The following is an 11,321-nucleotide window of genomic DNA, read 5'->3' as shown; positions in this document are numbered from 1 at the left end:
GTCGCTACTGGTAAAGGGCGGTAAAGGGCAGGTCGTCGGGCAGCCCGGCAAAGTTTGTCAGCCTTGCATCGGGGGCCGGAACGATGCGCCCGGCGGTGGCGGCGATGGCCTCTGCCATGATGGTCCACGCCATGCCCCGGCCATAGCACACATGCGGGCCTTCCAGCGGGCCGGAGGTGATGTAGGGCCGCGCCGGATCGGGGGCGAAACGCCCCGGATCGGCAAAGGCGGCCGGATCGCGCGATGCCGCATCGGTCAGCACCACTACCCGGTCCTGCGCGGCAAGGCTGATTGCGCGCCACGTGCCGTCATGGCGCACGGTGCGCATCAGGCGGCTGCCGCCCACCAGCCGCAGCGCCTCGTTCACGGCTGCATCGCGCCGCGCCCATCCATGATCGCGCGCGCTCAGGTGTGTGACCAGTGTGATCCAGTCCAGCCCCGCTTCGGCCCCTTGTGCCGATGCGGCAAACCCGGCGATTTCCGCCAGGGATTTGCCCACGATCAGCACCATCGCGCCGGTCAGCTCGAAGATCAGACTGCGCGCCTGCAGGCGGTAATCGGCCACCTCGGCAAATTGTGGTTCCACCGCGGCCAGCGCGGCCAGAAGGCTGTGCGCCGGGGCCACGCCGGGCAGATCAAACGCCCGGTCGATCGCGGCGAGCGAAGGCTGCGCCATCTGCCGGGAAAGCCATTGCATCCATCCGGGGCTTGTCGTCACCGTTCCAAAGACATGGCCGAACAGCGGCTGAAGCATGAGCAGCATGGTCAGCGATGCGCCCTGTTCGCCTTGCAGACGAAGCCATGGGCCCGGTCGGGAAATGTTGCGCAAGGCCGCCACCAGCCGCACCGGCAGCGGCACACGGTGCGGCGCGGGCACGCCGATGATCCTCCGGGCGATGCGCCATGCGATCAGGAAGGCATATTCGCGCACGAAGTTGATCGGCGCTGCGCCATGTGCCCGCCGCGTCAGCCGATCAAGCACGCGCTCTGCTTCCTCGCGTGCCATGGCGCCGATCCAGTTGCGGAAGGCCGGAGCAAGGTTGGGGGGCACATCACCGGCATTTGCGCCGCGCTGCGCATCCAGCCAGCCCTGCGCCGCATGGAGCAGGCGCAGCCGCACCTGCCGCTTCGCGTCGTTTTCCCCCACGAGATAGCGCGTGCCGGGCAGAACCTGTTCAAGCAGATCATCGTAATGGCGCAGCGAGAACCGTGCCGTATCGCACAGGATTGCGCTCGCCACATCGTGCCGGGCCGCCACGAAGACACGTCCGGGATAGGCGGGCTTTTCCAGCGCCGGGCAGCGCAGCAGCGCGGGCGCTCCCGGTTCGAGCAGCGCCTGCCCGATCCGGGCGAGTTCCGCCTCCGCGCTCATCGCTTGCCAGTGCCCTCCACAGGCACGGCGGCCACGCCGAGGCCCAGGCGCTCCACGGCCACAGCCAGTCCGGCCAGACCAAGCTGGCGCGCACGCGTGGCCAGCATGGCGGGATCGGTCATTCCGGCGGCGGCCACGGTCCGTCCCGTCTTCGCCCGGACTTCGGCGCACAGGACGAGAGCATGAAGTTCATGAACCACGTCCTCGCAGGCGCGGGCATGATCCAGCGCCACGCCGGCCAGCGCCTCGGCCGACGCCGCATCGCCCTGTGCCAACGCAAGGCGGCAACGCGCCTCATGCAGGTAATAGGTGGCCGATGTGCGCACTTTCAGGAAATGGCCTCGCGCGACCGTTTCCTCGACAATCGTCTGCGCTTCGTCGAGCAGGCCCAGATCGATCAGGCACAGCGCCAGCCAGCTTGCGCTGGCCGGTTCGAACCCGTGAAAGCGGTGGCGCAGGCAGTCGGCATAGGCCGCCCGCAGGATCGGCAGGGCCTTGCACAACCGGCCCGCGCGGTAATGCAGATAGCCCCGCGCCAGATCGGCCAGCAGCCGCGAATAGGCGTGGCGATAGCGCCGGGACAGGTTGAGCGCCTCTGCGATCCAGCTCCTTGCCTTGGATGTCTCGCCGAGATCGGTCAGATACCACGCGCCGAAGGCACGGGCCAGAACATGCGGGATGACCACTACCGCGCCGAAAGTCGCGCCGCGCAACCCGTCGTCCAGCCGGTTGCCCAGTCGCTCGATCCTGTCCACGGCCTCGCGGGTCTGGCCCAGCGAGTAGGCGAGATAGGCTCCCACCAGATCGGCATAAGTGCGCCGGGGCAGGCTTTCGTGCGCGTCAAGATCGGCTTCGGCCTGCGCCAGCCAGCGGCTGCCGCGCGTGGGTGCGCCGTCGATCCATTCGATCAGGGCCATGTTGATCCGGGCCACCGTGCGCGCGCCCGGCCCCAGATCGATCGCCCCTTCGGCGAGAGCCAGCATTTCCGCGCGCAGGGATTGTTCCAGCGAAAGCTGTTGCAGCGTGTCGAACACAAGCAGGCCGAAGCGGGCGCGCGCGGCTGGGGCGGCTTCGGGGGGCAGGAGTTCGGCAATGCTCCGCGCGCGGTCGTGCAGCTCCTGCACCGCCTCGATCGCGGCAAGGCCAAGCGCCTGCGTGCAGGCATTCCACAAGTGGCCAAGCGCCTGTTCGAACAGTCCGGCCTTTTCGGCATGGGTGGCAAGTTCGGCGTGGGTGGGGGCAAGCGCGTCCTGCGCGTCGGCCATGCCCGCTTGCAGCATCTCAAGAACGCGTGCGTGCATGGCCCGGCGCCGCTTGCGCGCCATGGCGCGATAGGCCGCCTCCTGCACAAGCTGGTGGGTGAAGCGTGCCTGCCCGGTTCCGGCAAACTCGATCACGCGTGCCTCTATCAGACGAGCAATTGCACCCGCGGGGTTGCGGCAGACGAGCGCGGCCCCCTTTTCCAGACGCTGCAAGGCAAAGACCGGGCCAAGCGCGGCGCAAAACTGGCACAGCCGGTTGGAATCCACATCGAGCGCGGCAAGCCGCGCCGCAAGCAATGCGTCCAGCCGGACCGGAAGCTGGTCATTGACCGGGTCGAGCGTTCGTTCGTGCGCCGAAAGGCCGCTGTCCTGCGCGGTCATGGCAAACTCGTGCAATGCCAGCGGCAAACCTTCGGCACGCTCAATGATGCGTTCCATCGTGCCGTCGTCGAGCGGGGCAAGCCGGTTGATGAGCGAAACCAGCGTCCGCGCCGATGGCGGTGAAAGAGGGCCAAGCGTGATGACCGTGCGGCACATGGCTTGCAGTTTCGGCATCGCTTCGGGGCGACCGGCAAGAATCAGCGCAAGGCCGGGCATGGGGCCTTGTTCTGCCGGGCTGGCAAGATCGTGGCAGATGGCGGCCAGCGCTGACATGCTCTCGCTGTCGATATACTGGACATCGTCCACCAGCAGCAGCACGCGGATGTGCCGTGCTGCCAGCCTTGCCAGACGCAGCACGGTCTGCGTGGCGATATGGTTGCGATCGTCCGGTGTCAGGTGCGCCAGCCAAGCGTCGGTCTTGCCCAGAAGGCCGTCGAGGCAGGCGCTTTCCTGATCCGACATCTGGGCTGCCGCTGCCGGATCGGGTGCAAAGGGGCGCAGCAGATCGATCAGCAGCCGCAGCGGTGCCCCCAAGCACCCGAAGGGCACGGCGGCCATCAGCGCGCTGCCCCGCACCGCCACGAAGGTCACGCCAAGACCTGCCCCCAGCCGCGCCGCCTCCAGAAGCAGCCTGCTCTTGCCGATCCCTGCCTCGCCTATGATGCCCAGCGCGCGGCAATCGTGCGCTTCGGTCGCATCGGGTTCCCGCAAGGCCAGTCTGCGCACTTCGGCATGGACCATGGCAAGTTCCGCCGTGCGGCCGATCAGCGGAACGGTCGCATTGCCCTTGACCGGCAGACTGTCGCTCCCGTCAAGGTTGATCGCAGCCAGCGCGAAAACCGCCTCGCCACGTTCATCCGCGCCGGATGCCACGGTCCCGGCCGGTTCCACCGCACAGGGTTCCGCGATCAGGGAAAGCGCGGTGGCACTTATCGCCACCCCGCCCGGCTTCGCGATCTTCTCGGTCTGGCCTGCAACGTGTGCGGCATGGCCAACCACATCGAGGATGCGGCCGAAATCGTTGTCTTGCTGGCGAAGCAGCACCGGTCCGGAATGAACGCCCACCCGCACCTGCGGGGCGGGAAGAATGCCCATGATCCCGCTTTTCATCAGTTCGTTGATGCGCAGCCCTGCCAGCGCGCCGCGCAGCGCGTGGTCTTCGGCTGCGGGCTGCACGCCGAACACCGCCATCACCCCGTCGCCTTGCACGCGCACCACCAGCCCGCCCAGTTCATGGATGGCCTGCTGGATCAGCAGGATCGACGCATCGAGCAGGTCGCGCGCATCGTCGGGTTCGAGCGAGGCGATCAGTCGGGTCGATCCGACGATGTCGGCAAACAGGATGGTCACGAAACGGATGGAATCGAGGTCGCCCGGCGCTGCACCCGCTGCGGGCAGCGGTTGAACCGGGTCCGGCAGCATCTCCGGTTTTTCGCTTTCGGTGTTGAATCCTGACAAACGCACGATGCGTTGCTGCGCCCCCGCGCAAGACAGCCTGAAGCCCGCACAGGACTGCTTGCCCGATGTAGCTATTCAACTTTGGATAAGGTTCGCAACGAAAATCTTGCGATGGCGGCGTGCCCGTGTGAAACGATTGCATTAACCGCAAGGGCGCTTTCAGCCGTGGCAGCGTGCGTTTACGCGCAGGAATGGCCTGATCGACCCTGCCGGACCTGTCCAAAGGGTCAGGCCAGCCCGATGATCGCATGGCCGTGCGCCATTGCGGTGCCCGCCGGGATGTGGCGCAGGTTGGGGCGGGTAAAACCATCGCGCGCCAGCGGGATCGGCCGTCCGTCCAGCAGATGCCCGTTAAGCGGAACCCCGCCGCGCGAAAGGCGGACCGCCCATCCCCAGCGTCGCCTGCTGGATGTGAGGGCGAGGAAGGCATCGCATTGCAGCATGATGCAGGGCGGGCGCAGGCCGTCGCGCGGGGAAAGCAGGCGCGCCACATCCTCGTCCGACAGCGTGAAGCGGGCAATGTCGCCCTCGTCTTCGCGCGGGATGCTGATGGCGCCTGCTGCGGTGACAATCGAGACCGACGGCCGCAACAGCGCCTCGCCCGCGCGCCGCAGGTCGAGCATCAATGCGCCGGGTCCGGTCTTCCACAGCGTATAACACGCGGCCGTCGGCGAAATGCGCGACGAAGCCTGAAGGGGAGGGCTGTCGGAAGAGGCTGTGCCTGAAGAAACGGACGGGACAGGTTGGACCATGTCCTCTTATGGACGCGTGATCCTTCGCTCGTGCGTTGCCCAGCGCACCGGGTGCTTGTGATAAAAGGCACAATCCATCATGCACAGTGCCGGTAAAGCTGCGGGAATGGATGGATTCGTGCCCGGTTCGAACCTGAAAGTGCCGGACGAGGCATATGCGATTCTGGCGCGGCACGGGCGCCAGCTCCGCGTGCGCAAGGGCCAGGTCATGGTGGCGGTGGGTCTGTCAGCCAACGATGTCTATGTTGTCATCGAAGGCTGCCTCAACGTCTCGCTTGTCTCGGCGCAGGGCCGCGAAACGGTGCTTCGCGCCATCATGCCGGGCGAAATGTTCGGCGAACTGGCCGCCATCGACGGGGAGCCGCGTTCTGCCGATGTCGTTGCGGCCGAAAACAGCACGCTGCTGGTGGTTCCCGGCAATGCCTTCATCGCGCTGATTGAACAGGAGCCGGTGCTGGCGCTGTGGCTCACGCGCTTTCTGGCCTATCAGGTCCGCTATCTCACCAACCGCATCTATGAACTGTCAACCATGGGGGTCGGTCCGCGCCTTCAGGCAGAGCTTTTGCGCCTTGCCGGACAGGCCGGGCCCGATGGCGCGGCGGTGATTGCCCGCATTCCCACCCAGGCCGAACTGGCCGCGCGGATCGGCACCAACCGCGAGACGGTGACGCGCGAGTTTGCCCTGCTGCTGCGCGAAGGGCTGCTCGTGCGCGAAGGGCGGCGCATCGTGGTGCCGTCGGTGGTGCGGCTGGCCGATCGGCTGCACCGCTATTCCCAGACGGCCTGAACGCGCGCGAAGGCAATTGCCAGACCGGCCCCTGCGCGGATAGCGTTCCGGCCATGATCGAAGAGCTGAAAAACCCGCGCACCCCTGATCTGGCGAGTGCACGCCCCACGCGCCGCTTTGGCTGGGTTCTGGTGCGGATCATTGCCGCCTTCCTGTTCTTCTCGGTGGCACAGGTGGTGATCTTCAAGTTCGTTCCGGTGCCGGTTACGCTGACCATGCTGATGGACCCTTTCCCCGTCACGAAGAAATGGGTGCCACTTCAAGAGGTTGACCGCGACATGGTGGATGCCGTCATTTCGGGCGAGGACGGCAAGTTCTGCCTGCACAACGGATTCGATCACGAGGCCATGATGGATGCCTTCCGCCGCAACCAGCGCGGGGGGCGGATCAGGGGCGGCTCCACCATCAGCCAGCAGACCGCCAAGAACGTTTTCCTGTGGCAGGGCGGGGGCTATTTCCGGAAAGGTCTTGAAGCCTGGTATACTGTTCTGATCGAGACGATCTGGGGCAAGCGGCGGATCATGGAAGTCTATCTCAACGTCGCCGAAACCGGCATCGGCACCTATGGGGTGGAAGCAGGCGCGCAGCGCTATTACGGGAAGAGCGCGCGCAGCCTCACCCCGGTGGAGGCCGCCCGCATAGCCGCGGTCCTGCCTCTGCCCAAGAAGCGCGAAGTCAACGGCGCGGGCGGTTTCACCCGCCGCCATGGCAATGCCATCGCCCGCCGCGTCAAGGTGGTGAAGAACGAAGCACTCGATTCCTGCGTCTATCGCTGAACATCGTCCAGGCGCCGGGCCACAAAAAAGCCCCCACGGCAAACCGTGGGGGCAGGGTCTGACCACACAGGGATCGGTCTTGATCGATCAGTATTTCTGACCCCAGCGGATGCCGAAGAACTGCGGCTTGATCGGGAAAGTGCGCGCCGAACCGCGGCAGAAAGTGATCGAGCAGAAGGTGTTGCGCGTCAGCTCGCCGCGCTTGTCGAAGGCGTTCTGGAGGAACAGGTCGAGCGTCCAGTTGTTCTTCCTGATCCCTGCCGAGAAGTCGAAGCTGACGAAGCCGGGCGTGGTGCAGGTGCGGTTCGCGGCGGTTTCGGCCTGGGCTTCGGCGACTGTGTCGCAGGTCAGCAGGTTGTTGTTGAACACGTTGAGGTTCTGCGTCGCATTGGTCTGATAGAGCGCCGCGCCCTGGAAATAGACGTCGGCGTCGCCCATCGAGGTATCGTAGCGGATCGATGTTGTGCCCTTGAACTGCGGCTGGCGCGGCAGGCGCGTGCCCGAACGGGCCGCCACTTCGGCCACTGGCGGGTTGCCGAAGGTCGCGCCGGGGGTGCAGGTCTGCAACTGGCTGATCGAAAGATCGGCCGCATTGAAGCGGAAGTTGCAGAAATTGCCCGAAAGCGCGGCGTTGTTGTAGGCGCCGTTGGTCGAAATGGTGAACTTGCCCAGCTTCAGGTCCGCATCGTATTCGATGCCATATACGCGTGCCTTGCCCGCGTTGCCGGTCATCCCGGCGCCCTGCGTGCCTTCGATCACGACGCTATACTGGATATTGTCCCACTTCTCGTAATAGATCGCGGCGTTGAAGCGGAACATGTTGTTCCATGTGCTCTTCAGACCCAGCTCGAAGTTCGTCAGCTCTTCCGACTGGAACGGCGGAACCGTGGCGATGCCCACGTTGCGGATGCGCAAGGGCCGGTTGAAACCGCCGGGGCGGAAGCCGGTGGAATAGTTGGCATAGACCATCTTGGTCGGATCGATCTGCCAATTGAGCGCAATCTTGTGCGTTTCGCCCTGTTCCTTGTAACGGCCAACCTGATCGGGCGCGGCAAGGTTGGTGTTGAGGCATTGCAGACGCTCCGCCGGAAGCGGGATCGGGCAGCCGAATGTGCCTGTCGGCACATAGAGCGAGGTTACGGTATTGCGCGCCGATGCGGCCACCCCGGCAAAGCCCACGACACTGAACTCGGTCCAGAAATAGCGGATGCCTGCGGTCAGCTTCAGGTCGGGCGTGATGTCGTAATGGCCTTCGCCGAAGATGGCGTAGTCCTTCCAGCGCTGGTCCTGTTCGGTCATGTAGAAGGCATCGCCCTTCACGGCAGGGCTGCCGAGGATCATGGTGCCGCCCTGCGCCACGGGAATGCCGAAGCCGGCCGGATTGCTGTCACCGCCCCCGGCGCGGGTATAGCCGACGATCTTGTCGAGCCCGCGCGTGGAGTAGTTGTTGTTCACCTCGTTCTTCTGCTCGTGATAGAAGCCGCCGATGGTGACGTTGAAGGGCCATGATTTAGGCGTGGTCAGACGCACTTCCTGCGTGAACTTCTTTTCCTTGCGCAGGCCGCGGTAATACTGCTGCGGATTGATGAGGGTGTTGCACTTCAGCGTCGCGCCCGATCCGGTGCAGCCGTTGCGGTCGAAGAACTGGAGATAGTTCTCGTAACCGGGGCCGAACCCGTCATAGGTTACGGTGTAATAGGTATAGTCGTTGAGCAGGTTCACTTCGCGGCGGTAGTAGCCGGTGGCAGAAACCAGATCCCAGTCACCGATGTGGCCGTGAATGCTCAGCGCCGCCTGATACCATTTGTCGTCCTGGCGGGTGATGTCATAGTCATGCACCTGCAAGTCGCCCACGCGCGGGTCGAACCCGAAATAGCCGTCGACGATCTGCTTCTGCGCGGTGATCTGGGGCAGGATGTCCCAGCCATCTGCCGGAGACCACAGCACCTGCAGGCGCCCGCCATATTCCTCGATGCCATTGTAGTTGTCCTTGGCAATGGCCGAGTTGTCGAGCGTGTAGTTGGTGTTCGGGTTGTTGTCGCCCAGCGTCAGGGTTGACGATCGGCCATCGTTGAACTTGCCGTTGTTGGGCGTGTTGTCGATGAAGCCGCCGTCCTTGCGGAAGTATCCCATGGCGCGCACGGCCAGCGTATCGCTGACGGGGGTGTTGATGAACGACTGATACTGCCCGCCGAAGGCGCCGGGGCCATACTTGTTCACTTCCACGTCCCAGCCGAACTCGAACTTGTCGAGCTTGGGCTTGTTCGAGATGAAGCGGATCGTGCCTGCCAGCGAGCCTGCGCCATAAAGTGTGCCCTGCGGCCCCGAAAGCGCTTCGATGCGCTCAAGGTCATAGGCGTGGATATCGGGCAGGGCCGTGCCGGTGATCGGAATGTCGTCGATATAATAGCCCACGGATTCGCGCGCGCCGCCTGCCGGCACGATGCCGCGGAAGAAGGGTGTGTTGCGGCCCGGACCGATGCCCGCGAACGTGACCGAAGGCAGCAGCGTGGCAAAGTCGGTCAGACCCTTGACCTGCCGCTGGGCCAGCGTGTCGGCGCTCAGCGCCTGCATCGAGATCGGCACGCGCTGGATGGAGGTGGCCGTGCGCGTGGCCGTCACCACGATATCGCCGAAACCGCCTTCGCTCGTTTCCTGCTGCGGTTCGGCAGCGGGCGCGGCAGCCTGCGGTTCGGCCGGGGCGGCCGCTTCGGCGGCCAGCACGCTCATGGGAAGGGCCATGGTGGAAAGAATGGTGGTGGCGCCAAGCGCCCTCATGATGCGCGGCCTGACCCTGATCTGCTTTTTCATTGCGTGCTACCCCCTTGGTATGTGCTGCGTGGCGTTCCCGCCCTCCCCTGACATCCGTTCCCGTCTTCCGTTCGGCGCCGTTCCCTTGGCGCATCCTTTTATGCTGCGACGCGGCATTCCAGCCCTTGCATGGCGCGGCCGGTGGCGCGTGGACGTGGCGCGCAGGCAAGGCTCTCCCCCGGCCGGAAGACAGCAAGGACTCCGGCCTGCCGCTGCAAAACGGCAGATTTCAGGTGATCGGCATTACCCCTACGATGAGCGCGGCCCTTCGGCCATTCCATGACGCCCGTCCGGGATTGATAATGATGCAGCGCAATATGGAGTCAACGCCCTTTTACGCAGCCGCAACATCCTTTTTCGCTGCCGGGCCGAAACGAAAACGGCGCCCGGATTGCTCCGGACGCCGTCTCTGCGTTGCGCCTCTTGCCGCGAAAATTACCAGGTGCCGGTATTGGCCATGCTCGCCCACGGTTCCTGCGGCGGCAGGTGCCCGTCCTGCAACAGTTCGATCGATATGCCATCGGGGGTTTTCACGAAGGCCATGTGCCCGTCGCGCGGCGGGCGATGGATGATGTGCCCGGCATCCATGATCCGCTGGCAGGTCTCGTAGATGTTGTCGACCCGGTAGGCGAGGTGCCCGAAGTTGCGCCCACCGGTATAGGTTTCGCTCGCAGAACCATCATCAGGCGGCCAGTTGTAGGTGAGTTCCACCTCGGCCACGCCTTCCTCGCCGGGCGCGGCAAGGAAAATCAGCGTGAAACGGCCCTGCTCGCTTGAGAAGCGGCGGACTTCCTTCAGGCCGATCAGTTCGAAAAAGGCGATTGTTGCATCCGGGTCTGTCACCCGGATCATGCTATGGAGAAACTTGGTCACGCGCTGGCCTTCATGTTCAAAAACGGTTCATCGACAAAATAGCACAACCCGCCTCAATCAGGGGCAATTCCGCGCCACAGGGAGATCAAGATGCAAAGCGAAGATAGTCAAACTCCGGCTCAGACCCAAGCCGGTCTCGCCCGCTTTCTTCCGCGGGGCGCAACTTCGCTGGCGCCGGTGGTGATCCTGGCGTTCGGGCTGATCGTCGGTGGCTGGTTTGTCGGTGACGGCTTTCGCCGCGCCAAGGTGGCTGACCGTTCCGTCACGGTGCGCGGGCTTGCCGAACGCGAGGTGACGGCCGATCTTGCCACGTGGACGCTGGCCTATTCGGCCACCGCGCCCGATCTGGCCAGCGCCCAGGCCAGCGTTGACCGCGACAGTCAGGCAATCCGTGCCTTCTTCGATGAATTGGGCTTTCCTGCCGACGCGCTCCAGCCCACCGGGGTCAACGTGCAAAGCTTTACCAACGATGGCGTGGTCAGCTTTACCGTGCGCCAGCGCATGACGCTGCGCACCACCGACATCGACCGCGCCCAGAAGGCGGTCAAGCGTCAGTTCGATCTGGTGCGGCGCGGGGTCATGCTTGAGGAAGGGTCGGGCATGGCCTTCACCTTTACCAAGCTGAACGCGATCAAGCCCGAAATGGTGGCCGCCGCCACCAAGGACGCGCGCGCCGCCGCCGAACAGTTCGCGCGCGACAGCGGCGCATCGGTCGATGGCATCAAGACTGCGAGCCAGGGCTATTTCGAGATCACCGCCCGCGATGGCGACGGCGGCGGCTGGGGTGTGTCCGATACGCCCTACAAGAAGGTCCGCGTTGTCACCACGATCGATTTCTACCTGCGCTGA

8 protein-coding genes are annotated in these 11,321 nt (G+C 64.8%); 3 read left to right on the top strand and 5 right to left on the bottom strand.

Annotation, left to right across the window (positions count from 1 at the left end):
* Positions 1-4: 4 nt before the first annotated feature.
* From DKM43_RS02650 to DKM43_RS02640, 3 genes are all read right to left on the bottom strand, one after another.
* The gene (locus DKM43_RS02650; RefSeq protein ID WP_109796896.1) at positions 5-1,372 is read right to left on the bottom strand and encodes a cytochrome P450 family protein; all 1,368 of its coding nucleotides are present in this window, start codon (positions 1,370-1,372) and stop codon (positions 5-7) included.
* On the bottom strand, positions 1,369-4,437 hold the full coding sequence (locus DKM43_RS02645; protein WP_145960458.1) for an adenylate/guanylate cyclase domain-containing protein: 3,069 nt from the start codon (positions 4,435-4,437) through the stop codon (positions 1,369-1,371). The genes DKM43_RS02650 and DKM43_RS02645 overlap by 4 nt, the downstream gene beginning before the upstream one ends.
* 263 nt (positions 4,438-4,700) lie before the next feature.
* Complete coding sequence (locus tag DKM43_RS02640) at positions 4,701-5,096, bottom strand: hypothetical protein (RefSeq protein WP_109796894.1); 396 nt, start codon at positions 5,094-5,096, stop codon at positions 4,701-4,703.
* A 208-nt stretch (positions 5,097-5,304) separates the two neighbouring features.
* Here DKM43_RS02640 and DKM43_RS02635 point away from each other — a divergent pair, with 208 nt between their 5' ends.
* The gene (locus tag DKM43_RS02635; RefSeq protein WP_109796893.1) at positions 5,305-6,012 is read left to right on the top strand and encodes a Crp/Fnr family transcriptional regulator; all 708 of its coding nucleotides are present in this window, start codon (positions 5,305-5,307) and stop codon (positions 6,010-6,012) included.
* Between the two features lie 53 nt (positions 6,013-6,065).
* Positions 6,066-6,788: a monofunctional biosynthetic peptidoglycan transglycosylase gene (mtgA, locus tag DKM43_RS02630; RefSeq protein WP_109796892.1), complete on the top strand. Its 723-nt coding sequence runs from the start codon at positions 6,066-6,068 to the stop codon at positions 6,786-6,788.
* Between the two features lie 87 nt (positions 6,789-6,875).
* Here mtgA and DKM43_RS02625 read toward each other — a convergent pair whose 3' ends face one another.
* Both DKM43_RS02625 and DKM43_RS02620 read right to left on the bottom strand, forming a co-directional pair.
* Positions 6,876-9,599 (bottom strand): TonB-dependent receptor, encoded by a 2,724-nt coding sequence (locus DKM43_RS02625; protein ID WP_201739753.1) that lies wholly within the window; start codon positions 9,597-9,599, stop codon positions 6,876-6,878.
* Between the two features lie 435 nt (positions 9,600-10,034).
* Positions 10,035-10,472 (bottom strand): VOC family protein, encoded by a 438-nt coding sequence (locus DKM43_RS02620; RefSeq protein ID WP_109796891.1) that lies wholly within the window; start codon positions 10,470-10,472, stop codon positions 10,035-10,037.
* Between the two features lie 90 nt (positions 10,473-10,562).
* Between DKM43_RS02620 and DKM43_RS02615 the strand changes: the two genes are divergently transcribed.
* Positions 10,563-11,321, top strand: coding sequence for an SIMPL domain-containing protein (locus DKM43_RS02615; protein WP_109796890.1), 759 nt, complete (start codon positions 10,563-10,565; stop codon positions 11,319-11,321).

This window comes from Novosphingobium meiothermophilum (genome assembly GCF_003171715.1).
GTDB lineage: Bacteria > Pseudomonadota > Alphaproteobacteria > Sphingomonadales > Sphingomonadaceae > Novosphingobium > Novosphingobium meiothermophilum.
Note: the sequence above shows the minus strand (reverse complement) of the source record. Positions and strands in the feature narration are given on the sequence as shown.